Annotated in this window: 20 protein-coding genes and 1 pseudogene; 14 read left to right on the top strand and 7 right to left on the bottom strand. The window is 41.5% G+C overall.

Translation table 11 applies throughout. The annotated features are described in order from the left end of the window. Nucleotides 1-99 precede the first annotated feature (99 nt). The 6 genes from C170_RS21375 to ilvD all read left to right on the top strand — a co-directional run bounded on the left by C170_RS21375 (nucleotide 100) and on the right by ilvD (nucleotide 5888). Nucleotides 100-858 carry a formylglycine-generating enzyme family protein gene (locus tag C170_RS21375; RefSeq protein ID WP_036613881.1) on the top strand — a complete coding sequence of 253 codons (759 nt, stop codon included), beginning with the start codon at nucleotides 100-102 and terminating at the stop codon, nucleotides 856-858. Nucleotides 859-1334: 476 nt separating this feature from the next. Next, nucleotides 1335-1949: a DUF2239 family protein gene (locus C170_RS21370; RefSeq protein ID WP_036613879.1), complete on the top strand. Its 615-nt coding sequence runs from the start codon at nucleotides 1335-1337 to the stop codon at nucleotides 1947-1949. Nucleotides 1950-2006: 57 nt separating this feature from the next. Then, on the top strand, nucleotides 2007-2207 hold the full coding sequence (locus tag C170_RS31400; RefSeq protein WP_051447336.1) for a hypothetical protein: 201 nt from the start codon (nucleotides 2007-2009) through the stop codon (nucleotides 2205-2207). Nucleotides 2208-2373: 166 nt separating this feature from the next. Beyond that, a complete protein-coding gene (locus C170_RS21360; RefSeq protein WP_036613877.1) occupies nucleotides 2374-3003 on the top strand; it encodes an alpha/beta fold hydrolase in 630 nt (209 codons plus the stop codon). 512 nt (nucleotides 3004-3515) lie between these two features. Further along, nucleotides 3516-4181 carry a GntR family transcriptional regulator gene (locus C170_RS21355; protein WP_036613875.1) on the top strand — a complete coding sequence of 222 codons (666 nt, stop codon included), beginning with the start codon at nucleotides 3516-3518 and terminating at the stop codon, nucleotides 4179-4181. Nucleotides 4182-4196: 15 nt separating this feature from the next. Continuing rightward, complete coding sequence (gene ilvD, locus C170_RS21350; protein WP_017688240.1) at nucleotides 4197-5888, top strand: dihydroxy-acid dehydratase; 1692 nt, start codon at nucleotides 4197-4199, stop codon at nucleotides 5886-5888. 1548 nt (nucleotides 5889-7436) lie between these two features. Here the strand turns inward: ilvD and C170_RS21345 are convergent. Next, the gene (locus C170_RS21345; protein ID WP_036613873.1) at nucleotides 7437-8345 is read right to left on the bottom strand and encodes an EamA family transporter; all 909 of its coding nucleotides are present in this window, start codon (nucleotides 8343-8345) and stop codon (nucleotides 7437-7439) included. Between the two features lie 669 nt (nucleotides 8346-9014). Here C170_RS21345 and C170_RS21340 point away from each other — a divergent pair. From C170_RS21340 to C170_RS21325, 4 genes and pseudogenes are all read left to right on the top strand, one after another. Further along, on the top strand, nucleotides 9015-10955 hold the full coding sequence (locus C170_RS21340; RefSeq protein ID WP_036613871.1) for a beta-glucoside-specific PTS transporter subunit IIABC: 1941 nt from the start codon (nucleotides 9015-9017) through the stop codon (nucleotides 10953-10955). 14 nt (nucleotides 10956-10969) lie between these two features. Further along, the gene (locus C170_RS21335) at nucleotides 10970-12418 is read left to right on the top strand and encodes a 6-phospho-beta-glucosidase (RefSeq protein ID WP_036613869.1); all 1449 of its coding nucleotides are present in this window, start codon (nucleotides 10970-10972) and stop codon (nucleotides 12416-12418) included. 877 nt (nucleotides 12419-13295) lie between these two features. Further along, nucleotides 13296-13872, top strand: a pseudogene (locus C170_RS21330) (helix-turn-helix transcriptional regulator); the annotation flags it as partial. A 456-nt stretch (nucleotides 13873-14328) separates the two neighbouring features. Continuing rightward, nucleotides 14329-15309 (top strand): patatin-like phospholipase family protein, encoded by a 981-nt coding sequence (locus C170_RS21325; protein ID WP_047843258.1) that lies wholly within the window; start codon nucleotides 14329-14331, stop codon nucleotides 15307-15309. A 93-nt stretch (nucleotides 15310-15402) separates the two neighbouring features. Here the strand turns inward: C170_RS21325 and C170_RS21320 are convergent, their stop codons facing one another. Then, complete coding sequence (locus C170_RS21320; protein WP_162158985.1) at nucleotides 15403-15696, bottom strand: hypothetical protein; 294 nt, start codon at nucleotides 15694-15696, stop codon at nucleotides 15403-15405. Nucleotides 15697-15790: 94 nt separating this feature from the next. Here C170_RS21320 and C170_RS21315 point away from each other — a divergent pair, with 94 nt between their 5' ends. Next, nucleotides 15791-16999 (top strand): hypothetical protein, encoded by a 1209-nt coding sequence (locus tag C170_RS21315; protein WP_051447335.1) that lies wholly within the window; start codon nucleotides 15791-15793, stop codon nucleotides 16997-16999. Beyond that, nucleotides 16959-17237, top strand: coding sequence for a hypothetical protein (locus C170_RS21310; RefSeq protein WP_036613867.1), 279 nt, complete (start codon nucleotides 16959-16961; stop codon nucleotides 17235-17237). The genes C170_RS21315 and C170_RS21310 overlap by 41 nt, the downstream gene beginning before the upstream one ends. A gap of 112 nt (nucleotides 17238-17349) precedes the next feature. Here C170_RS21310 and C170_RS21305 read toward each other — a convergent pair whose 3' ends face one another. The 5 genes from C170_RS21305 to C170_RS21285 form a co-directional block, all read right to left on the bottom strand. Beyond that, on the bottom strand, nucleotides 17350-17748 hold the full coding sequence (locus C170_RS21305) for an RDD family protein (RefSeq protein ID WP_081746009.1): 399 nt from the start codon (nucleotides 17746-17748) through the stop codon (nucleotides 17350-17352). Between the two features lie 314 nt (nucleotides 17749-18062). Then, a complete protein-coding gene (locus C170_RS30865) occupies nucleotides 18063-18251 on the bottom strand; it encodes a hypothetical protein (RefSeq protein ID WP_162158984.1) in 189 nt (62 codons plus the stop codon). A 431-nt stretch (nucleotides 18252-18682) separates the two neighbouring features. Then, nucleotides 18683-19645: an ABC transporter substrate-binding protein gene (locus tag C170_RS21295; RefSeq protein ID WP_235200811.1), complete on the bottom strand. Its 963-nt coding sequence runs from the start codon at nucleotides 19643-19645 to the stop codon at nucleotides 18683-18685. 86 nt (nucleotides 19646-19731) lie between these two features. After that, entirely contained in the window at nucleotides 19732-21480 is a 1749-nt protein-coding gene (locus tag C170_RS21290) for an ABC transporter ATP-binding protein (protein ID WP_036613862.1), read from the bottom strand. Then, complete coding sequence (locus C170_RS21285; RefSeq protein ID WP_036613861.1) at nucleotides 21477-23276, bottom strand: ABC transporter ATP-binding protein; 1800 nt, start codon at nucleotides 23274-23276, stop codon at nucleotides 21477-21479. The genes C170_RS21290 and C170_RS21285 overlap by 4 nt, the downstream gene beginning before the upstream one ends. Nucleotides 23277-23707: 431 nt before the next feature. Between C170_RS21285 and C170_RS21280 the strand changes: the two genes are divergently transcribed. Both C170_RS21280 and C170_RS21275 read left to right on the top strand, forming a co-directional pair. After that, the gene (locus C170_RS21280) at nucleotides 23708-24265 is read left to right on the top strand and encodes a helix-turn-helix domain-containing protein (protein ID WP_036613859.1); all 558 of its coding nucleotides are present in this window, start codon (nucleotides 23708-23710) and stop codon (nucleotides 24263-24265) included. Between the two features lie 55 nt (nucleotides 24266-24320). Next, the gene (locus tag C170_RS21275; RefSeq protein ID WP_036613858.1) at nucleotides 24321-24794 is read left to right on the top strand and encodes a YbaK/EbsC family protein; all 474 of its coding nucleotides are present in this window, start codon (nucleotides 24321-24323) and stop codon (nucleotides 24792-24794) included. The last annotated feature ends 132 nt before the right edge of the window (nucleotides 24795-24926 follow it).

The following is a 24926-nucleotide window of genomic DNA, read 5'->3' as shown; positions in this document are numbered from 1 at the left end:
GTATCGACGAGTTTATCGTCGTTAGCAACTATTAACCAGGATAATACAGTTTCTGGGTCGAATTTGGTTGGCGGTAAGTTAGAATGGGGGGGATAAGATATGGAAAAGTACGGAAGTGACAAGGCACGTTTTCTAAAAGAAATAATGGATTTGATGGTACCCATAGAAGGCGGATCAATTGAACTACGCGATTTTCTTAATACAGATAAATGGCTTAGCACTGATTACACTTTATCTAACCCAGGAAGTAGTAAAAAGACTATAACGTGGACTGAAGCTATAGAGCCATTCCATGTAATGAAGTATCCAGTAACACAGCAGTTATATCATTTTGTCATGCATGAAGAAGAAATAGAGCCGATTGTGAGTAAGCTGCCAATTACGAAAGTTTCGTGGATGGATGCTATTACTTTCTGTAATGAGTTATCGAGAAAGCTTGGCAGGATGGAATGTTACACAGTTACAAACGAAAGTGAGAACACAATATTTAACAAAATAGCGAATGGATTTCGATTACTGTCAGACGCTGAATGGCAGTATGCGTGTAAAGCAGGATCAACGGGATATCGGTATGCAAGAATTGATCATATTGCATGGTATCAAGGAAATTCCAATGGATCTGTTCATAAAGTAGGACAGTTGCTTCCTAATCCATGGGGACTTTATGACTTGATCGGTAACGTCTGGGAATGGTGCTGGGATCTATATGATGCTGAACGATATGGGAACTATAGAGTTTTCAGGGGAGGCAGTTGGGCTGAAGTGGAGAACAATTGTGGTTCTACGAGTAGAAGGAAAAGCATGCCCAATTTTAAAATAGATGATCTTGGTTTTAGAATAGCACTTACAAATCCTTGAGAAAACGACACATCGAGTATGCTCAAGTCGTTGAGCTGACGGTAGGTGTTCAACTATCCGAAAATATAACTTACTGATGACCAGAAGGCAAGATTATAGAATCACCAAATGTAGCGGGACACAAACATTGTTCCATTCAAAGTCGCTATTATAGCGGCTTTTTTGATTTAAGGAACCAAGTTCTTGTCCCATGTTGTGGACAAGAACTTGGTTCCTTTGCCGAAAAGGACAAGAACATTGTGTCATTACCGATTAGATTATTATCTAAATAGTATCACGAAGGAGATCATGTGACTAGATAAAAGCATACGAATATCAGTTGTGGTAAATAGCGTTGACCGACGCAATACTCACCCACGCGACGACCGTGGTCGTTCTTTTTGTCTATCTACGGGAATGAAAACTCCCCGTAATATTGATTTTTTATTTTTACCCGGGTAATATTATTGATAAGGGAACGAAAGAGGAGGAATTACATGCAGGTTTCACCTAATAATTCAATAAGCTGCACTGCCTTTGTAGAAAGAGATTGTTTCGCCAAAGGTACATTACAGCATGTTGTTATCACCGTGAAAGAGAATTTGGAGGACAGTAAATTTGTACAATTGCTTATTTTTAATGATTTGACGGGTAAACCAATAGATATTGATTTCCGTGGAAACACAGCTGAGGTGCTTGAGCGGTTAAACAGCCAAGCTGGACATATACCGGATACAAAAGAACACGAACAACCTGCTCGCAGGGTTGGCCGTCCCAAGCTAGGAGTGGTGTCTGGTGAAGTTACTTTGCTTCCTCGACATTGGGATTGGCTTAAAGCTCAACCCGGAGGAGCCTCCGTAACGCTGCGAAGATTGATAGATGAAGCTCGCCGCTCGGGGGAAAACGAAAATAAAGTTCGCACAGCACAGGAAGCAAGTTATCATTTTATGACTGCAATGGCGGGCGATTTCCCTCAATATGAGGAGGTTTTGAGAGCACTGTATGCCGGGAATAAAGATCACTTTTACGGATTAATTGATGATTGGATAACCGATATCAGAGACTATATTAAGACTTTAGCCAAGGGTGCATTCATACAGGAAGAGAGTTAATAGCCATGTAAACGATGTGCACAACAGCAGATAAAGAAGGAAAGTGGGGTATGGAACGTGACTGAATCATCTGGTTACATTGAACCGACTCAAAACAGTGGCATGAAACTTGTGTGGCGAAAGATCACCATTAGCGGAGAAGAAGCTTTCCAGCGTTATATTCAACACACGCTCCCGTTCCTACAAGAAAGTGGGGGCGAGATTGTTTTTATGGGCAAAGACGGAGAATACCTGATTGGTCCAGAAGCTGAACATTGAGATTTTATCATGTTAGTTCGTCAGAGCAGCATAGAGTCGTTCCTGGCCTTTTCGAATCATGTATCTTACTTGGAAGGGACTGGACACCCAACTGCCGCCATTGAAGATTCTCGACTATTGCCCATAACAGAGTTACCATAAAATTAAGTTTAAGGAGAACATAACAATGAATATGTTAAAAGTTAACGGCATAGAACTCATCTATGACAGTTATGGCAGTGAAACGGATGAAACCATTCTGTTGATCGTGGGGCTTGGTACCCAGATGATCCGTTGGACCGTTCCATTTTGTGAAATACTGGCGGCTCGGGGATATAGAGTTATTCGTTTTGACAATCGGGACACAGGTCTATCCACACACTTTAACCATCACAACACATTGGATTTTGAAGCAATTGCTAAAACACTCGTGTCGGGACAACTCCCGGTTATTCCATACACACTTGATGATATGACTGATGATACAATTGGATTGCTAGATGCCCTGGGGATAAAAAATGCACATGTCGTTGGACGTTCGATGGGCGGCATGATTGCCCAGCTTGTTGCCAGCCGATATCCGGAGCGTGTTCTCTCTCTTACTTCCATCATGTCAACAACAGGAAATCCCGAACTTCCACCAACATCGCCTGATGTAATGGCGTTAATGACTCGGCCAGCATGCGGAAAAGACACGGCTCATGCCATCTCTGGTGCAGAATTCATGTTACTTGAAGGCATGGGACATGATCTGCCGGCACAGTTGTTTGAAACTGTTGTTGATGGAATCGTACGGACAGCCCAACGCAAAGGATAGCATGGTGAAAAGAAAGCTTTGAGTTACGACAGATACCTCATTGAAAGTAGGGTGCTTTTTGGTAGGGAACTTTGTGTCAATGTATTACAGGAGATATGTTGTCGAGGGACAAGAACATTGTTCCATTCAGAGTCGCTATTTTAGCGGCTTTTTTGATTTAAGGAACCAAGTTCTTGTCCCAAGCCAAGGACAAGAACTTGTACCGATTACCGTAATAGACAAGAACATCGTCCGATTGCCGATTAGATGTGTACTTAAGTAAAAAGTACATAAGCCCTCATTAGTACCAAATAATTTTATATAAGAACATTCACATTAAAATATATTCCTTATGTAACATTTCTCAAAGAAAGACTTTTAAATTATAGTTCTCTTTTTTGTCTCAGACTCTCAATAAAAACAGGTAGTTATCTGGATAAACTTAATTGAGCGAATAAATGAAATAATAATTGCTTCTCGATCGTGTATGCGATATATTGCATATAAGAATAATTGTAATGAGGATGAAAACAATGCCAATACCTAAAGATTTTTCCTTACCAGTCCGTATGTCCGCAAAAGAAAGAGCGTTTTCTCAGATTCAGCGATGGATTATTGATGGAACACTGCAACCAGGTGAAAAGCTTATTGATGCGGAAATGGCTGAATCGCTTGGAGTCAGCCGGACACCGATTCGGGAGGCATTTCAGTTACTCGAAGTTCAAGGCCTAGTGTCCATGCATCCAGGAAAAGAAACAAAAGTAACGAATATTGAGAAAAACGATATTTTTAAGATGTATTCAACGATGGCTGCTCTTCAGGCCTTAGCTGCTGAAATTACCGCCAAAATTATTGTTCCAGAACAGATCGAGAAACTAAGATCCATAAATTTGGAATTCGCAAGTTCTATTAAAAATGGACAAGTTTATCAGGCTATGGAGGTGGATGAGCAATTTCATAATTATATTGTGGAGCTCTCAGATAATCCTTATGTAGCTACATTTAATACATCTCTTCAGATTCACATTAGGCGATTTAAATACGTATTTTTAAAACAACCTATTACGGCTACACTAGCTTCAGTTGAAGAACATGATCAGATTATTAAAGCTTTTGAAGGCAAAAATAGCGATAATGCTCACGTACTAATGAAACAAAATTTTATTCGACCGATGCAGGAACTGAACGAAATACTTTGAAATGAGGGAAGAAACATGGAAAATAAAAAAGATCTTCGCATTCGAAGCAAGGTAATCAGTGAAGGTGCTAACCGGGTACCGAACAGAGCGATGCTGCGTGCAGTTGGATTTCAAGATGAGGATTTTAAAAAGCCAATGATCGGAATAGCAAGTACTTGGAGTGAAGTAACACCGTGTAATATGCACATCAATGATTTAGCGGTGCAAGCTAAGCGGGGCGCACGTAATAACGGCGGTGCTCCACTAATTTTTAATACGATTACCGTTTCTGATGGGATCTCGATGGGGCATGGCGGGATGTTGTTCTCGCTACCAAGTCGGGAAGCTATAGCTGATTCGATTGAAATTGTGACCGGAGCCGAGCGTTTTGACGGCGTTGTTGCAATCGGTGGGTGTGACAAGAATACGCCTGCATGTTTGATGGCTATTGGACGGATGAATATTCCTTCTGTTTATGTATATGGAGGAACCATTCAACCTGGTAATCTCGACGGTAAAAAAGTGGATATCGTTTCAGCTTTTGAAGCCGTTGGGCAATATCAAGATGGAAAAATAACAGACGAACAATTGCATAAGGTCGAATGCAGTGTTTGTCCAGGTCCAGGGGCTTGTGGGGGGATGTATACCGCTAATACGATGGCCGCAGCTGCAGAAGCAATGGGTATGTGTTTGCCTGGTTCTTCTTCGACATCAGCTATCTCAGCGGATAAAGCATTGGAATGCGAAGCAGCTGGTAAGCAGGTCATCTCACTTCTTGAACAGGAAATCTACCCAAGAGACATTATGACGAAGAAAGCATTTGAGAATGCGATCACCGTTGTTATGGCTCTAGGGGGATCAACCAACGCATTTCTCCATCTGCTAGCTATTGCGCACTCCGTAGAAGTGGATTTAACCTTGGATGATTTCGAACGAATTCGCTTGCGTGTTCCTCATTTGGCAGATCTGAAGCCAAGTGGTCAGTATGTCATGCAGGATTTGAATGATATTGGTGGTGTTTCCGGGGTAATGAAGCTATTGCTCGCTGAGGGATTACTTCATGGGGATTGCCTCACCGTAACTGGTAAAACGTTGGCGGAGAATTTAGCGGAAGCTGCTCCACTACAGAATGATCAAGAGATTATACGTCCACTCAATAATCCGCTTAAACCAAATGGACCACTGGTTGTGCTTCGAGGAAACCTAGCTCCTGAAGGCGCTGTTGCCAAAATGTCAGGCATGAAGATACAACAGTTTTCCGGACCGACAAAGGTGTACGATAGCGAAGATGAAGCGACAGAAGCGATCATGAATGATGAAATTCAAGAAGGGGACGTATTGGTCATACGCTATTGTGGACCGAAGGGTGGACCAGGTATGCCTGAGATGCTTTCCGTTACAGCACTCATTGTAGGGAAAGGTCTCGGTGGGAAAGTTGCTCTCATAACAGATGGTAGGTTCTCGGGTGGCTCGCATGGATTTGTAGTCGGCCATGTATCCCCTGAGGCACAAGTAGGTGGACCGATCTCTTTGCTCCAAAATGGAGATATTATCACCATCGATAGCGACATTCAGGAAATTAAGGTTGAAGTGCCAGAAGAAGAGTTGGCCGCTCGAGCGCAAGCTTGGGTACAACCGCCACTGAAAGTGAAATCCGGTGTACTTGCCAAATATGCTAAATTAGTTTCCTCTGCTTCAAGAGGTGCAGTAACAGATTTGATGGAATAGACAATTAAACATTGATGCTACATATAAAATGGGAGGGGAGAAGCTACTACAAACAACGAATGCATGAAGCGTGCTAAACAAAAAAAACGCCAGCTTTAGAGATCAAGAATGTCGCAAGAAAAAGATGAAGAATTTAGTTTCATCATTTGAAAATGAAGTGTACCCCCTAGAATAGACATTGGAAAAACCCCTGAGTTTAGCCGATGAAATTCTAGGGGGGTGTATTTTTGCTTGTACCGTTTCTCGACTTTCATTAATTGGGGGTTCGCTACGAATAGCAGGCAGGTTCCGGCTAGTGCAGGAATGTTTGGATGGTCTAAATCTCGAATGAGTAAATATTGCCAATGCAGTCGCTAGCCCGTTAGGCAATCCAAACTAGCTGCTTTCAATTAAATTAAACTCTCGAAGAAAGGGAAACAGAAAAATGTCGAGGGACAAGAACATAGTCCGATTACCGATTAGATGAATATCTAAATAGTATCATGACAGAACTTATGGCGAGACAAAAGCACAATTCGCTTTCTGAAACCAAGAACTCAGTTCCATTGCTGAAAAAAATGACGCTGTCAAAGGTGAGTATAGTTATAAAGTTCTTGTCAAAAGAAACTTGGAGCCATGAAATTTATAAGGGTTACGGGTATACGAGCTCCTAAAACGAAACCCTTTTACTTATGTTCAAAATCTAATCTGAAATAACCCTGTATTCTGGTCCCAAAATGGAACAAGAGTTGTCGAGGGATAAGAATATGGCACGATTAGGAAAATAGCTAATCGGTTTTCCCTAGCTAATTCATGCATCTATCGCTCAGGATAGTGTAACTATGGCGATACGAAAAACTGGAACCGCAATCAATATATATTCGCAGATAAGGTTTCTTTTAAAACATCTTCAAATATAAAAAGAAAGTTATCTATTCTAAATAAGAATTAGTACTTTTTTGCAAACAATTTAATGACCATTCTTTATAAAGAATGATGCAAACATCAGTGATTGTTGGACAAGATTTAAATTTTTTCTTCTATTATAGATCTACTCTCATTTGTTCGTTAGTGCAGTTCAACATGTAGTGTTTTGATTCGGTCAGATAACAGGTACAGGAACATCAATTTGTACATTGCGATTGATCTCCTTAATGTACAAATTGTAGATAGGCGCTGGGGCACGTTTAATCTGTCAGCCATTAAACTATTTGAGCAGAAGAACTCGCATATACAAAACAAACATGAGGAGTTGCAACCGGGCAAAGTTCCTTAGAAGTATATAAAATGTTAGTGCGCGCTCCTCTGGTATCCTATACTTAGCAGCTATCATAACAAATTCTCGATGTTGGGTAGGATCACCCCCAGAAACAAGATTAAATTATTCTTCCACATATTACCTTGTTGATCGCTAGAAGGGAACCAAACGGTTCATTTTCGTTTACTAGTACAACTGGGCAAGTTCCAAACAGTCTTGTAATGCTCCAAGTCTTGTTCTGAAATTTTTGGATTATTGCTATATGTGTAACGATAGAATTCACAAATAGCTTTCTCTTTACATCTCTAAGTCTAAAGAGATGTATATTCCTTCATAGAAGATTGTGGTCTTAATCCTCTTTGTCTTATGCTACTAAATGAGATACCGCATAAAATAATAATCACTCCAAGCCATTGAGACCAACCTACAAATTCTCCTAGTACAAGAGAAGACATTATAACGGCCATGGGTAATTCAGATGCGGTCATAATTGTACCCATTCCTGAACCGATATGGGGCATACCTATGGAGTACAGAAGTGGAGGCAATACAACGCCAAAAACTCCGAGAACTAATCCATATGGACTCAATCCTGCCAGCACATCCAGGTTGAATAAGAAGGTTGGAGGGAAAACCACAAAGACAGTAATAACAGCTCCAGTTGAAAGAAGGGCGCTTTTCAATACGGGCGAAGTATCTTTCGCAACAGAACCACTGAGGAAAATAAATAAAGCGAAAGTTGAAGCAGCCAGTAGTCCCCAAATTGTTCCTTGCCACGATAACGAGAGATTTCCTTGAGAAAAGACGTTAGCCGCTAGTACGGAACCGAAAAGCAGTACACCAATCGAGATTAGTTTGCCCCCGGTAGGTTTTTTCTTCTGAAGGACCCATTCGTATAATGTTCCAATCCAAACAAACTGAAATAGTAAGACAATAGCTAGAGAAGCATTTATGCTCTGTAGTGATTGATAATAAAACATACCTGTCAGTCCAAAGGGGATTCCGGATAATAGAAGTTTTGTAATTTGCTTGAGAGTAAGGCTTCTCTTTTTGACAAAGATCACAAATATCCAACTTAAAACTGCACCAAAGAAATATTGTGCGCCAGTGACTTCTGGTGTTGAAAAGCCAGCGTTATAAGCCAGTTTAACAAATGTGGAAAGTATGCCGTAACAACAGCCTCCCAAAAATACAATAAGTGCATAATGCCATAATTTCATAAATATTCCTCCTTTTTTGCATACAAAAAAACCACACAAATGCGCATAGGCATTCGTGTGGCGAAAATAGAGATCACTCTCTAGAAAAATCCACATCCATCGGGTTTTAGTATTTCGTTCATTTCGGTATCAGTATAAAAGCAAAGGTTTGTTCTTGTCAATAACCTGTGACAGAGAATGAGGAGAAAAATTCAAAAGGAAACCTACACCTTCAGTAACAGTTGAGTACATAGTAATGTGCTTGTATAGCAAATATTCTAAAATTCATATGGAATATGTGAACTAAATTTTCTTTCATATATGAAATGTAAGTATGGTCATGTGAATACCTTTTTATAAGTCAAGTCCTAGTAAAAAAACACTTGCATTTTTTGAAAAAAGTGTTTTATTATTGTCCGCAAAGAGAGCTTGTACATCAACTGGGTTGTGACTGTTCAATCAGGCAATACCATTTCTGGCCAGAAAAGACGTACTTTTTGCTAACTTTTCACAAAATTTGAAGGCTGTTGACAAATTTGAAATTACTAAAATAGCCTTGCAGAATTGAGCGTCGTTGTGCAAAAAAACAGAACGCTGAACTTCAGCATGGAAATGATGTTTAGAGTCTATCCACTGGACAGCCATACAGTTTTTTTGATGCAAAGTCACAGCCAGAGAGGAAGAGCACTCATGAATTATGATCAGTTGGCCAAGGAGATTTTGTCTCGAGTTGGCGGTGTTGAAAACGTTAACAGCGTTGTTCATTGTATAACACGATTGCGATTTCAATTAAGGGACGAAGGAATGGCCCAAACAGAAGAATTAAAGAAACTGTCTGGGGTCATTACGGTCATGCAAAGTGGCGGTCAATACCAAGTTGTGATAGGGAATGAAGTTCCGGATGTATATAAGGCCATCACTAAACTTGGAAATTGGTCTGTAGAGGGTGAAGAGACTTTAAGTTCCGATGAAAATAAAACAGCCAAAGGAAATATCTTCAATCGTTTTATTGATATGATTTCAGGTGTTTTTCAACCATTACTTGGTTTGTTGGCTGCGACAGGAATGATTAAAGGGTTCAACGAATTGTTTTTGTCTTTTGGATGGATTTCGGAAACATCTGGAACGTATCAATTGCTAAAAGCAACTGGAGATTGCCTATTTTACTTCTTCCCCGTATTTTTAGGGTACACTGCAATGAAAAAATTTGGTGGGTCGTCCTTTATAGGAATGGCTATAGGGGCATCACTCGTTTACCCAACGTTATCGAATTTAAGTGAAGGGGACCCTCAATACATTTTGTTTGGAGGGACAATTTTTGAATCTCCAATTCATATTACGTTTTTGGGTCTGCCAGTAATTTTAATGACGTATTCCTCCTCAGTCATACCCATCATTTTAGCTTCGTTCTCTGCATCTAAATTAGAAAAAGTTCTAAAAAGAGTTACACCACAAGTGGTACGAACGTTCTTGGTTCCCTTTTTTACGATGCTTATCATTGTCCCTGCTACTTTTTTGGTAATAGGGCCCATATCTACATGGGCAGGAAATTTAATTGGAGCGGGCGCTACTGAAATTTACGGATTTAGCCCTATTTTAACGGGTATAATAATAGGCTCCATGTGGCAGGTTTTGGTTATTTTTGGACTTCATTGGGGAATCATCCCCATCGCGTTGCTGAATATTGGAACACTTGGATCAGATCCAATTATGGCGCTTTCTTTTGGAGCTTCATTTGCGCAAATCGGTGTGGTTCTAGCGGTTCTGATCAAAACTAAAAATCAAAAAATAAAAGCATTGAGTGTACCAGCATTCATTTCTGGGATTTTTGGCGTCACGGAGCCTGCTATATATGGTTTAACTTTACCCTTAAGAAGACCATTCATTATGAGTTGTATTGCCGGAGGTATCGGTGGAGGTCTTTTGGGGTATGCTGGGTCAAAATTTTACATTCTTGGAGGCCTCGGTGTGTTCGGCTATCCTAACTTTGTAAATAAGGTAGCCGGTATTGATTTCAGTTTTTATATGTCACTCATTGCAACTGCCGTCGCCTTTATTTTTGGGTTTGTCTTAACCTACTTTATTGGTTTTAAAGATCCAACAGAGACGATATCAACCAATATTGCTGAAAAACAAGAATTCGTTCCTAATACAAGTCTATTAAATGACCAACCCTTTGAAATCGTTAGTCCGATGACAGGTACTGTAGTTAGACTCCAAGATATTAAGGACGAAACTTTCGCAGGAGAGTATATGGGCAAAGGGATAGCCATCCTCCCTACAATGGGACGTGTTGTATCTCCAGTAAACGGCATTGTACAAACGATTTACCGTACGAAACATGCTATTGGCCTTATCAGTGATGATGGAGTAGAAATACTCATTCATATTGGACAAGATACCGTTCAGTTAAAAGGTCAGCACTTCAATTCATTCGTGAAAGATGGGGATCGGGTTAAGGTTGGGGATGTCATTGTAGAGTTCGACTTGCTGGCGATCCAGGATGCCGGTTATCAAATGGTAACCCCCATTGTTATTACAAATACGTCCATGTATCACGACATTGTAGGAATTGCAAATGACAGGGTAGATGAAAAAGAACCGTTACTCAAAGTATATGCACAAAAATAGGGAGGTAATTGGATATGTTTAATAAAATCAATAAATTTCCGGATGGTTTTCTGTGGGGTGGTGCTACGGCTGCCAATCAAATTGAGGGGGCATACCTAGCTAATGGTAAGGGACTAACGACCATTGATCTGATGCCGAAGGGGCCTAAACGTGATCAGGTTTCGATGGGTAACTTAAATTCGTTTGAACCCGAGGAAGGCGAGATTTATCCTTCACACGAAGCTATCGATTTTTATCATCGTTATAAAGAGGATATCGCTCTTTTTGCGGAAATGGGCTTCAAATCGTTTCGAATGTCGATTTCATGGGCTCGCATCTTTCCCAATGGTGACGATGTAACCCCGAATGAAGCAGGATTGCAATTCTATGATGACGTGTTTGATGAACTTCTGAAGTATAATATTGAGCCTGTCGTTACTATATGTCATTTTGATTTACCTGTGAACTTGGCGAAAACGTATGGCGGTTGGAAAAACCGAATTATGATTGAGCTATTTGAAAAATACTCCAAAACATTGTTTGAACGCTATAAAACCAAAGTGAAATACTGGATGACATTTAACGAGATTAATATGTTATTGCATCTGCCTTATACAGGAGCTGGCATTATTTTTGAAGAAGGAGAGAATAAACAACAAGTTCTGTATCAAGCAGCGCATCATGAACTGGTTGCAAGTGCTCTGGCGGTTAAGGCTTGTCATGAAATTATTCCTAACGCCATGATCGGATGTATGTTGGCAGCTGGAAATGTGTATCCATACAGTAGTAATCCAGAAGATTACTGGGAAGTTATGGAAATGGAACGAGAGTCCTACCTCTTGATTGATGTACAATCTAAAGGGGAGTATCCCGGATATGCAAAACGCTTTTTCATCGAGAATGGAATTCAACTTCAGTTTGAGCCTGGAGATTTGGAAATTTTGAAGAAATATACAGTGGATTACATTGGTTTTAGCTATTATTCGAGCCGTTGTACCAGTGCTGATCCTGAAATATTGAAGAATTACACAGATGGGAATGTGTTTGGTTCTGTAATAAACCCTTATTTGGAAACCTCAGAATGGGGATGGACAATTGATCCAAAGGGCATGCGGATTACTTGTAACCAGTTACATGAGAGGTACAATAAACCATTATTTATCGTAGAGAACGGACTTGGTGCAAAAGATACTCTTCTGGATAATGATACCGTTGAAGATGATTACCGCATTAAGTATTTAGATCTTCACTTTGCAGAGATTGCTGAAGCAATAAAAGACGGAGTTGATATTATAGGGTATACAAGTTGGGGACCGATCGATCTTGTGAGTAACGGTACCGGCGAGATGAAAAAACGGTATGGGTTCATTTATGTCGACAAAAACAACGATGGCTCTGGCACGCTTCGAAGAATCAGAAAGAAAAGTTTTCATTGGTACAAAGACATTATTGCTAATAATGGGGCAGGGTATTTCCTTGATTAATTGATCGGTAGTATTCGCGTGTTAATTTAATGAAGCAGTATGACAAAAACATTTCAAGTATGTGTGCTAAATAAATACTTGAGGGGAAACAAGGCAGGCCACATAAGAGAATCTCTATATGTGGTCTTCTTTTAACTCCAAAAGACTTTGAGATGTATAATTCAATGTCCTCAGATCAATGTCGGAGGACAAAAACATTGTTCCATTCAAAGTCGCTATTATAGCAGCTTTTTTGATTTAAGGAACCCAAGTTCTTGTTCCAAGCTGAGGAAATGAGCATTGTGTCATTTTGGATTAGACAGTCACCTAAATAGTATTATGATGGATCTTCTATTGCGAGATAAAAGCCACATTAATATAAGACCTCGCTTGATTAACTATTTGTATCCGGAACTCATCAAGTTCCATCGAATATCACTATTTAGAAAATGAAGAAGTGTTGGCTGACAAATACGTTTGCCCATATTAACATGAAAGCCCAAACGTAATATTTTATACACCTCAATCTGTTGCGATGCTGATCAGAAGAAGCATCCAGGATGATTAAAAGAAAGTATTACAAAAATCAGTTGAAGCATATGTGAAGAGATTAAATTTACAGAGCCGTTAATCAGTGCAATGATGATTAACGGCTCTTGGTTGTGGCAAAAAGATAAGAAGAGGAAGGCAATGGAACATTGTTCTTGTCCCGAGCCAAGGACAAGAACTTGTACCGATTGCCGTATTGGACAAGAACATGTTCTTAGGAGAAATTAATTAGACAAGATTTGTTGGGATTGGTCTTCAGGGGATGCGAACGATGCTGACAATTTGGTGCAGGAAATGCAAGGAAAGTTTTTTATTTACGATAGTATTTAACTCGAAGGGAGGGAGAACGATGGATTGGTTGGAGAGGATGAAAAGTTCAATCGATAATATCGAAACAAATTTGGAGAACAATATCTCATATGATGAAATAGCGCAGATAGCTTGTTGCTCTACCTATCATTTTCAACGAATGTTCCCTTTCATTAAAGGAATCACGTTATCCGAGCACATCCGACGTCGTCGTTTGACATTAGCGGCTTTTGAACTGCAGGCAAACGATGCGAGGGTAATCGATGTTGCTATGAAATATGGATACCAATCGCCGGAAGCGTTCGCACCGGCGTTTAAGAATCTCCTTGGGACTATGCCGATATCTGCGCGCGATAAAGGCGTTTCCTTAAAAGCCTATCCTCGAATGTCCTTTCATATCTCAATAAGAGGAGATGTCGAGATAAATTACTGGATAGAACAAAGAGGAGCTTTCGAGATGTTCGGCGTTTTGTCTTGTGAGTCAGGATTTACAAATGTCATTTACTGATGTTCCTCAGTTCCGTAAGAAATGTGATGAGGACGGCAGTATGGATCTAATGAACGAGTTACTATGGCGGTTTGGTAATACCGTGCTGCATGCTGCCTTATATGACCATATGTTAAACGTTAACGGTATTGATCTTGCTTATGACAGTTATAGCGATGAAAAGCATGGAACCATTCTGCTGATTGCCGGGCTGGGAACACAAATGATCCGATGGACTGTTCCATTTTGTGAGATGCTGGTGGCAAAAGGATACAGGGTAATTTTTTTTTAATCGGGACACAAACTTATCTACCTATTTTAGCCATCACACTACACTGGATTTTTAAGCCCTCGCCAGAACACTTATGTCAGGACAACGCCCGAAAATTCCTTATACGCTTGAGGGTATGTCTGCCATCACAGCTGTTTGAAGCCGTTGGGGAGGAATTGAGCGGATCGCTCGGCACAAGGGTTAACCGATTGAAGGGGGAAGCAAGCATAACAAACATATCCTCAACGTGAATAGTTTAATTTACAAAGCTAATAATAACCAGGAAATATTTCATTTTGTAAGGAGGAAATTCAGGTGAAGGCAGATGCAGTCTTTGAAGGCGGGGGGGTCAAGGGAATTGCTTTTGTGGGAGCCATAGAGGTGATGGAGGCTAGAGGCTATACTTGGAACAAAATTGCAGGTACTTCAGCTGGAGCGATTGTTGCGACATTGTTAGCCTGCGGTTACAACAGTGCTGAAATTCGGAATTTGATGAGCTCGCTAGATTATACTAAGCTGCTGGGACGGACAGGAATAAGCAGGTTGCCTCTGTTTAACAAGACCCTTCCATTCATATTTGACTCTGGAATCTATAGCAATCACATTTTAGAGCAAGTGATGACAGATTGGCTGAAACGTAAGAACATTGTAACGTTTGGAGATCTTCCAGAAGGAAAGCTTTCCATTATCGCCTCGAATATAAGTAATGGTAAGATCGTCGTTTTTCCTAATGATTTGCCTCATTACGGACTGAAAGCATCTGAATTTCCAATTGCTGCAGCTGTGCGAATGAGCACAACACTGCCTTTCTTTTTTAAACCTTATCTATGGCATACGCCATTACAGAAGAAACCGTATTATATGCTGGATGGAGGCATGCTCAGTAACTTTCCGATCTGGCTCTTTGATGTGGAGGGGATTCCACAGTGGCCGACCTTTGGCTTCCGGCTGTCAGAAAAGCGTACGTATGCCCAATCTATGGATATCAACGGTCCGGTTTCTTTACTCAAAGGAATATTCAAAACGATGTTACAGGCCCACGATCAAAGACATGTAGATGAACATACGGAAGAACGAACGATGTTTATTCCTACTGGAAAAGTAACAACGACGAAGTTCAATTTGACGGAAGAAGACCAGCGTTTCTTACTGCAATCAGGACATGTTACAGCAACGAAATTTCTGGAAAGTTGGAATTTTGAAACGTACAAGAATAAATTCAGACAAAATCATGCAATCACACCGATGGAACTTTACTTTGCAGAACAGCAGGAGGGACATAAAATTTACCAATAACTATGATTTTCCCATGATGTATAACATAAAGAAACCATCATGACCACTCGGTGAACGGGTGGTCATGATGACTTAACATTGCCTATATCCTGCCTATTTAGAATAACGGATAGGGGGGTCATCCAATATCATAGATCCCTTTTTGCTTAACCAACAGCCTTCTTTATTACCCAGTGTACATTGATCCCCTTTAGTTTGCTTCGCAATAACTGTACTAGCTAGACCCTCTTCAAGTTCCTCTATATTCATCGTCGCGCCTAATGAAATAAACTCATTTCCATCACGGAGAAGAAGTGTCGGGTAGCTGTTTACTCCAAGGCGGTGTACTTGGGCAAACTCTGCGTGTGCCTCGGCAATTGCCGCTGGATCATTCAGTATTTTCATCACTTCATCAGCATCAAGGTTTTGCTACAGCGCAATTTTAAAGTAGTCTGTGGATTGCTAAGGCTTAAGCCATCTTTGAGGAAAGGAAGCATTTTATATGGTTCTTGCTAGCTTTGATCCGCCAGGTAATTTGGATGACTATAACAATATTTTAAATCAGCTTGAGGCATGGAGTGAATACATCAATGAAGTATTCACTTCTGCTGTTCAAGAAAATGAAGATGTACTTAGCCAAGGCAAAAGTCAGTTCTATAATCCTTTGGGGGCAAGTATGTTTGATGCGTCAGAAGATGCGACCATTGCATGGCCAGCTTTCCCCAAAATCCTATCTGAAGATTCAATGTTAACATGGAGGCAGGCAATGGCAACTGCCGACAAACGTCCTGCACCAGGAGAGTCTCGAATTCATGACGAGTATTTGGAATGGTTTGTGGAATACGACGAAGAAAGTAATAAAATTAAAAGAGTGACATTTACGTGCGAGGGTCCAGAATATTGGCAGGCAATGGCGCATGGACACCCATTTTCATCTATGAATTGGAGAATTAACGCTCTTGGTGATAAACAGAAAGTTCTTGAATTATACCGCCAATATGTTTCTCCTAATGTACAGCACGATGATCTGTTCCCAGAAGGCCAATATGATCCTTTGAATAAATGGAATACGAGTCATGGAGCAATGACGCACCCTGCTAATACATTAAGTGCTGAGATTAACTTGGCAGCTGATGCGACCAAACTTCGGAAAAATGGTGAAGGAGCGATAATTAGCGATCAGAATGAACTAATACGTTGTGCTAAATATGGAATTGAGAAGCGGGCAAGTGACCCCCTGATCGGTGGCGAAGTTAATGCACTGGCACGACAGGGTGCACTGATTACTCTGAAGAATCCTGTCGGGCTCTACATGTCTGAGCCGAACACAAGTGGTTGGACTTCACCTGACAACAGCGATCCACTAGATTATTGGAAGGTAGTGCGTGGTGGTCCAGGGTTTGCGGTAAGAGCTGTGTATGAGGTGCCTTTGAACAAAGAGTTCCTTGTTGGTGATATTGAGATTGGAGGCAGACCTATTGAATTCGGTGGGCAAATTGCTGAGCACCTTTTTGTCAGATTGATCGGCTCATATTCCCGCCTGGGTGGAGAAGCCAGTGAGGCCCAAACGTGTACTAATCAGGGTATGACTTCCCAAATGATAGCTGAGTCGGATATGGGAGATGAAACACTAGGAATACTGAGAAACCGTAGGAGGGAGGTTGGTATAAATGGTAGACGGGCTGGAAGAACCATTACTGGATATCAATGAGATACAAGGTAATTCGGTACCTGGTTTTAATAAGGACTACCAGAGATTTCTATTCTTCGATATTTTTGAACCCGTATTGGCAAAGCGGTGGCTTAGTTATTGGACCCCATATGTCTCGACGGCACAAGGAGTAATTCAGTTCAACCGGCTTTATCAATTAATGCGGGAAAGACGTGGCGAAGAGCCTGACGGGATCATGGCAACGTGGTTGAAAAAAAGTAAAACTACTTATATATAAGAAAGGCCTATATACATATGTACAAAATACGAGTTTTGTGAAACAGTACTAATGATTTAAAAGCTGCACAGTGATTTTTACCCCTGTACAGCAATTCTTTATAATCTTCGAATTAGTCCCAAACTACTTCTGTTCCTGCTACAAAGTCATGAATCGCACGTCGATCCTCACGCAGACCGACCATAAAAGCACTCACAATAACTCCGATACCCAAAGTTAATACGTACACAAGTCCAGCTACAACAACTCGCATCAGCATCGTACCAATTTTTGGCGGTTCGTGTGTATCGTATTGGCGGATTCGAATTCCACATATGCGTTTTCCTATGGTTCGACCATACCAGTAAACTGGTAATAAAATTGAGTATAACGCACTAAGCAGTTTTGCAATCGGCTCATCCGTATCAAAGTTGCCCGTCAGCACACCTGCAATAATCACTAACGGAATTGAAATAATAAGACTATCCAATACACCTGCTCCTAATCTAATCCAAAAACCTGCTTTATACAAAATGCTTTCCTCCAAGCTACAATTTTAAACTAAACGGCTAATTTACTTCATGAACTCCCTTCATTAAAATATCTAACTTTATGTACACAACTCAAATAGTATAACAGAAAATTTTACCTTTTTACGATAAAACTCCTATTTCATTTTAATTGCATCCTTTGTGAATTTTATAACAAACTATCGAATTAACTTACTGCTGTACATGTTCACTATTTACTCTTACATAATCCTTTCTAAATATTGTATTTGGCTTCTGAACCACCAATGAAAACACCATAATAATTATGTAAACCAAGAAAGCTACTCAACATTTGTTAAGTAGCTTTCTGTTCGTTCTGCATCTGCCCTCTTCGCCAAATCTTATTCTCCACAATGGCGTAGACTAAACCGGCGATGGCAAATATCCATATCGATGTCATTCGGTTCAGATGGTATCCATTCACGAAATATGGATTGTACATGAGATCAAAAACCCACAGCCCGCCCCATCCAAACCCAATCATATAGATGAAAGTTCTCATCATAGGAAAGCATACATATTTCCGCAACAACCATGAGATCGGGCTAATAATAACAACATAAAAAGCGACTAAATAGTGACCGAATCCCAGGATAAGCGAAAGAATATATATTAATCCCCCTGCATTGCGTAAGCCGTAATACTCTGTCGTTGTAATGTGGTACCCTTCAATCCTTTCAAGAACGAGATATGCCGTCAAGCTTATCCCTATAAATATAAGTCCTAATACCATGTAACGTTGAACCGCGTTCACCAACATCAGATCACCCCAATGTCTAAACGCAGCCAGAACCGCTCAAGTTACATGATTTCGAACAAATTACATAATTACACATAGGCGTTATTAGGTTCTGTTAAATGTTAAATTTAATCTATCGTTTCAATGGCTCTAATCCAACGACTACTTCTTACTTCTTACTTCTGACCTTCCAGAATCATCGTACCCAAACGGTCCATAAGCTCCATTCTCCCCATCGCTGTGTACGAATAATTGTAATTATCGACATTAGAGATTTTATAGATCTTGCCATTCTTCACTGCGTTCATGTTATTCCACACCTTACTATCGACCATCTTGTTCTCACTATTCTCCATCAATAACAGACGATCCGGATTAACGGTAGCCAGAGCCTCCAGTGCGATCTGTTTACCGCCCCAGCCCTCTGGATCAGGGATCCCCTCTGTGCGCTTCTGGCCCCATTCACCGTATAACATCTCAGCTGCCCCTTTATTGGAATAGATGACCAGGTTGTTTGGATATGTCTCAATTACGGCAAAGGATTCACCATGTACAGCCGCCTCCAGCTTTTGTTTCCACTCTGCAGATTTCGCATCATACTTGGCCAGATATTCATCTTTCTTGCTTTCTTCTCCAAACGTATCTGCCAAGAATGTCAGGCGTTCTCTCCAATCATAGTAAGAGTAAGGCAATGCAATTGTAGGTGCAATTTTAGATAAAGTTTCATATTGATCCGTGTTAAAATCCTTTCCCAAGATGATCAGATCCGGATTGGCACCCGCTATAGCTTCAATACTGAACGGGAAACCATACCAGCCCAGATTAACGGTATCTGCACTCAGCTGATTCTTAATGGTTGGAGTGATTTCCTCCGGGTTACCGTAATCCGCACTCATCGTTGCAACAGGTGTTTTCCCAATAATCAGTAACTCTTCTGTAGAGCCGGATAGATCAACAATGCGCTCTGGATTCAAAGGGATCGTAATCTCTTCTCCATTTGGGTTGGTAATCAATTTGGTCGTTGCTTGTGCAGTCCCCTCTGGGGAGCTGGCCACTTCACTGGTGGTCTGGGTCGTTCCACAGGCCGCCAAGGTGAGCATACAGCATAGTGCAATCCATACAGGAATTCGTTTAAACATCGTTGTCATTCTCCTTTTATGTCAGTTCATTAGCCACATTAGGCTTATTTGCTTCAGTTACTTTATCTATCTCATCGAACTCATTATTATACGTTTACTTTTACCTGCCAGCCTTCTGCATCCTGTTGTAATTGCCACAACCGAGCGTAGATGCCTGAGTGATCTAATAAATGCGCATGAGTTCCTTGCTCTACGAGCTGACCTTGGTCCAATACAAGGATCTGATCGGCATTCTGAATGGTCTTTAGTCGGTGTGCAATCAAAATAACCGTCTTGTCCGCGACTAGCTCATTAATCGCTTGCTGCACTGCGGCTTCGTTCTCCGGATCAAGTGAAGCGGTGGCTTCGTCAAGCAAAACGATCGATGCATTTTTCAACAAAGCACGTGCAATGGAGACACGTTGCTTCTCCCCACCAGATAACGTCGATCCACCCTCGCCAACGAGCGTATCGTACCCTTGAGGCAGACTGGAGATAAACTCATGACAACAAGCTCTGCGTGCTGCTTCCTCAATCTCGAATTGCGAAGCGTCTTTCTTTCCTACACGAATGTTGTTGCCAATCGTATCCTGAAACAGATACACGTCCTGGAAGACCACAGAGATATCCTGCAACAGCTTCTCGGGGTCCATCTGATTAACGGGTCTGCCACCAATGCGAATGGTGCCTTGCTGTACATCCCAGAAGCGGGCAATGAGACGTGTGACTGTACTTTTACCACTACCGGATGGGCCAACCAAGGCAGTAATGGTATGCGGCTCAATCGTAAAGGACAAGTCTTTCAAGACCGGCTGCCGGTCATCATATCCAAAGGTCACATGGTCGAATGAAATCGCCTGATTGGGCTGTACATCTCCCGTTCCTGCCATCGGGGCCTCCTGCTGCACATCCATAATGCGTCTTGCACTATATGCGGAGTACCGCATCTCCCCATAACTCATCAGTACAACCGTTAACGGTTCGAATACCTTTGTACCTACCAGCAAAAATAACAGAAATACCGGTAAGGACAACTCACCACCTGCAAGCAAATAACTGCCCACCAGAATCATCCACGTCATCCCCGATCGTGCGAGCAACATCGCGCCCATGATCATCGGTCCCATGATACCTTCCAACCGAATGGAAGCTGATTTTAATTCGTCAAAAGAACGACGCAGCCGTTCAAAACGTTTGCCCCCCATATTGTGGGCCTTAATCTCACGAATACCGCTCAGATACTCCTGAAGTCGACTGGCGGCTTCGTTTTTGGCTCGAACATGGTTCTCACTCAGTCGTGCCTGAATGGAATCCGTAAGCCATAACAGAGCCACACCTAAGGGAACCGCAACAAACATGGCTACGGCCATTCTCCAATCCACCAACAGAAGTCCGCCAAAAGCAAGTACCGGAAGCACAATCGCACTGATCAGCTGCGACAGATTGTGAGAGATCGTATGCTCGACCTGACCATAATCACTCAGGATCAGGTTCGTCAGTTCCCCAGGATCACGTTTTCCGAAGAATCCTAGCGACAGATGGCGAATATGTTCGGCCAGCTTTAACCTTCCTGAGGCCGCGAGGCTGTATGCTGCCCGATAGGTCTTGTCATAGAGCGAAGCATAAGCTGCATACTCCACCAGAAGCCAGGCAAACAGGATGCAGCATACAACCCACATTCGGTTGATATCCAGTCCTTTGTCCGGATCAGCAAAAGACTTATATATCGTATTGAATATGTCCACAAGCAACGCCGCAGGAACAATCTTTGCAATCCCGTCCAGAATCGCTGCAATTACCGAAGGAAGCAGACTACGAGGGTTACCGCCAGATATATTGTATAAATAATTCTTCATCGTCCTGCACCTCTAAGCTTCCAGGAAGCTGCACTGATATGGGCTTGCCACATGTGCTCATACACTCCGCCTAATGCACGCAATTGATCATGTGTCCCACTCTCGGCAATCGTTCCCTTGCGGATCACGAGTATTTGCTCTGCTGCACGAATCGTTGTAAGACGATGAGCAATAATCAGTACCGTTTTGCCTTGAACCAATTGGGCCAGACCTTGCTGGATCTTGTGTTCATTCTCTGCATCCGCGTAGGCTGTCGCTTCATCCAGGACCAGAATGGGAGCATTTTTGAGCAACGCCCGTGCAATCGCAATTCGCTGTGCTTCGCCGCCGGACAGGTACGTGCCGCCTTCTCCGATTTTGGTGTCATATCCGGCATCCAGTTTCTCAATGAATTCATGACAGCAAGCAGTTTGAGCCGCAGCTATAACGTCCTGTCGTGAAGCTGATGTATTGCCCATCCGAATATTTTCTTCAATTGTATCGTAGAACAGATGTACATCCTGAAATACAAAGGACACGGTATCCATCAGTTTCTCCGTACCCATCTCCTGAATCGGAATTCCACCAATCGTAATCTCACCTTCCTGTACATCCCAGAAACGAAGCAATAGATTCGCTATGGTTGACTTTCCTCCACCAGAAGGTCCGACAAGTGCGGTCATCTCTCCTGCGTTGGCTACAAAATCAACCTGATCAAGTACAGGTTTATATGCTTCGCTCTCCTTACGTTCATAAGCAAAAGATACCTGACGAAAGGCAACCTCATATGTATCCGGAACTTTGGGCAACTCAGGTTCTTGTACAACCGGCTCGGCAAACACCGATTCTATCCGTTTCTGTCCTTCCACAATCTCGCGCATCCCACTACCCAGATACATTAACTTCAATAACGGAGCAGATAGACTCGGGGTAATGATCAGAAACAGAATAAACGTGATCGCAAACGACTGATTGCCTGCATTTCCACTCGACAGCAGAATACCCACCGGAACGATGAAGGTAAATAACGAGATCATGATTACAAAAAACAGCCCGTAGGATGTTTTACACAAATCAGTTATTTTCAACGAAATATCCCGGTACCGCGTCACCGCCTGTTTAAACGTTAGAAACGAATCAGCTGTAATGCCAAATACTTTCACCGCCGGCATACCTCTCACGTATTCAACACCCGTCGCATTCATCTCTTCGATGGCAAGTTGAAAATCACGATAAGCCTGACGGCCTTTTTCGCTGCGGAAGAGGCGACTTTGGAGCCAGAACCCGATTCCGATTGGAACCAAAAGCGTCAGCGCCATGCGATAATCGAGCCAGAACAGATATCCCAAGAGCATCAGTGGAATAACGATCGCACTTACCAGGTCCGACAACTGATGGGCGATAAATTTCTCGATTTTCTCCACACTGACTTCGATGATCTTCTTGAGCTCACCGGTTGCCGTCCGGGTATGATAACCCATGGGTACTTTGGCAACCTGTTCCGCAAGTCTCACTCTGAGCTGGTACAAAATGTTGAACGCAGCGATGTGTGAGCACATCCCTCCGATATAGAGCGCAATAAGCCCTGCTATCAGGGCTACGAATGCGACGATCCCCCAATAGATCAACAGATCTCTGTCCATCGCAGATGGTTGGCCCGCATGCGTTAGCAGTTCCTCGACGATCTTATACACTCCGACAAAAGGAACAATCTGCAACAGACTCGACAGGGTCGAGAAGATACTTGCTGTGATCAGCAGACCTTTACGCTCCTTCGTTACTTGCATTAGTCCGGACACTTCAGATGAGTTGTTCATCTCACCCCTCCTGATATTAATAATCATTCTCGATATAACGCAGTGTTATATACGCACATTAATATCTCATAGAGCCCTGAATGATCACTACCTCTTCACGGAGCAATAATACCTCATCACGGATTATTGTTGTCTGACAGCATCTTATAAGCCCTATTGGACATATGACCTCGTCGCGTAACTTGAGAATGACTGGTGAAGTATTTACATTCTCGCCAAGCAAAAGAAGTGTTGTTGGAGAAAGTTTTCGTTTTTTACTTGTATAGATAAATATGACTTCTTTGATCTGTAACTCCCGTAATATTTTCCATTTCGTATGGATAAATATGTGAAGGAGTTACTTACATCATTAAACTGCCGCCTATTGAAATCAATTGTTAGTATGTTATATTACACTTTAACATGTTATAACATACAAAAGGAGTGATGCAATGCAATCGCCAGTATTAACTATTGGAGAACGGTTAAAAGAAATACGAGCAACGAGAAATCTTACACTTGAAGATGTTTCTAAACTTACTGATGTAAGTAAGCCTATGCTTGGACAAATTGAAAGAGGACAGTCTTCACCAACGATTACAACTCTTTGGAAAATCGCAGTCGGCTTAAAAGTTCCTTTATCTTTATTATTGGAAGAGCTAGAAGATGAGTGCAATGTGGTTGATACACGGTCCAAAGACGCTATCATTGAAAATGATGGAAAAATGAGAGCATTTCCTGTTTTTCCTTTTGACCCTACCCGTAACGTTGAGATATTTTATATCGAATTTGATCCTGGGTGTCACCATCCATCTGAAAGGCACCTTGAAGGTGTGGAAGAATATGTTTTTGTGCTACAAGGTATGTTAGAGCTGGTAGTCAACACAAAAAAAATTGTTCTAAAAGAAAATCAAGCACTCCGCTTTCGTGCTAATGTTTTTCATTCCTATAATAATCCCTATCAAGAACCATGTGTCATTTACAACATGATTTTTTACCCAAGAACATAGGCAAGTTTCATCTATGATCTTCTAGAAAATATTTTAAAAATGAGGTGTGATGATTATGGCAATTGAAAAAGTAAAAGATTTTTTTAAACAATATGGTATGGATTCTCAAATTATCGAATTTGAAGTATCTAGTGCAACCGTGGATTTGGCTGCATCTGCATTAGGTTGTGAGCCAGAGAGAATCGCAAAAACACTTTCTTTTATGGTGAATGGACAAGCTGTTTTAGTGGTTGCTGCCGGGGATGCAAAAGTGGATAACAAAAAATTCAAAGAGTATTTCAAAACAAAAGCAAAAATGCTTTCTCCTGATGAAGCCATTGATATGGTTGGTCATGCCATTGGAGGTGTTTGTCCATTTGCTATTAAAAATGATGTTTCTGTTTATCTAGACATATCTCTAAAACGTTTTGACACAATCTATCCAGCTTGCGGGAGTAGCAATAGTGCTATTGAACTTACAATAGAACAATTAGAAAAATACTCTAGTTATTCAGAGTGGATTGATGTATGTAAAGGATGGAATGATTGATTTATAGTAGTTCTATATGGGGTAGCGCCAACATTTTGACTGTTTTATACGCTAAGTATCAGCGGACATTTGCTTAAAGCAGAAAAATCCGCTGTCTTTGCGCCTTAACGTCCTTAGCGTATATTTTCGTTA

This window comes from Paenibacillus sp. FSL H7-689, assembly GCF_000517905.1.
In the GTDB taxonomy this organism is placed as follows: Bacteria; Bacillota; Bacilli; order Paenibacillales; family Paenibacillaceae; genus Paenibacillus; species Paenibacillus amylolyticus.
This window is presented reverse-complemented; position numbering and strand designations above follow the sequence as displayed.

What these genes read in the sequence shown, in the direction of transcription:
- C170_RS21375 (WP_036613881.1), top strand. Translation starts at nt 100, where the DNA reads ATGGAAAAGTACGGAAGTGACAAGGCACGTTTTCTAAAAGAAATAATG.
- C170_RS21370 (WP_036613879.1), top strand. Translation starts at nt 1,335, where the DNA reads ATGCAGGTTTCACCTAATAATTCAATAAGCTGCACTGCCTTTGTAGAA.
- C170_RS21360 (WP_036613877.1), top strand. Translation starts at nt 2,374, where the DNA reads ATGAATATGTTAAAAGTTAACGGCATAGAACTCATCTATGACAGTTAT.
- C170_RS21355 (WP_036613875.1), top strand. Translation starts at nt 3,516, where the DNA reads ATGCCAATACCTAAAGATTTTTCCTTACCAGTCCGTATGTCCGCAAAA.
- ilvD (WP_017688240.1), top strand. Translation starts at nt 4,197, where the DNA reads ATGGAAAATAAAAAAGATCTTCGCATTCGAAGCAAGGTAATCAGTGAA.
- C170_RS21345 (WP_036613873.1), bottom strand. Translation starts at nt 8,345, where the DNA reads ATGAAATTATGGCATTATGCACTTATTGTATTTTTGGGAGGCTGTTGT.
- C170_RS21340 (WP_036613871.1), top strand. Translation starts at nt 9,015, where the DNA reads ATGAATTATGATCAGTTGGCCAAGGAGATTTTGTCTCGAGTTGGCGGT.
- C170_RS21335 (WP_036613869.1), top strand. Translation starts at nt 10,970, where the DNA reads ATGTTTAATAAAATCAATAAATTTCCGGATGGTTTTCTGTGGGGTGGT.
- C170_RS21315 (WP_051447335.1), top strand. Translation starts at nt 15,791, where the DNA reads ATGGTTCTTGCTAGCTTTGATCCGCCAGGTAATTTGGATGACTATAAC.
- C170_RS21310 (WP_036613867.1), top strand. Translation starts at nt 16,959, where the DNA reads ATGGTAGACGGGCTGGAAGAACCATTACTGGATATCAATGAGATACAA.
- C170_RS30865 (WP_162158984.1), bottom strand. Translation starts at nt 18,251, where the DNA reads ATGATTGGGTTTGGATGGGGCGGGCTGTGGGTTTTTGATCTCATGTAC.
- C170_RS21295 (WP_235200811.1), bottom strand. Translation starts at nt 19,645, where the DNA reads ATGTTTAAACGAATTCCTGTATGGATTGCACTATGCTGTATGCTCACC.
- C170_RS21290 (WP_036613862.1), bottom strand. Translation starts at nt 21,480, where the DNA reads ATGAAGAATTATTTATACAATATATCTGGCGGTAACCCTCGTAGTCTG.
- C170_RS21285 (WP_036613861.1), bottom strand. Translation starts at nt 23,276, where the DNA reads ATGAACAACTCATCTGAAGTGTCCGGACTAATGCAAGTAACGAAGGAG.
- C170_RS21280 (WP_036613859.1), top strand. Translation starts at nt 23,708, where the DNA reads ATGCAATCGCCAGTATTAACTATTGGAGAACGGTTAAAAGAAATACGA.
- C170_RS21275 (WP_036613858.1), top strand. Translation starts at nt 24,321, where the DNA reads ATGGCAATTGAAAAAGTAAAAGATTTTTTTAAACAATATGGTATGGAT.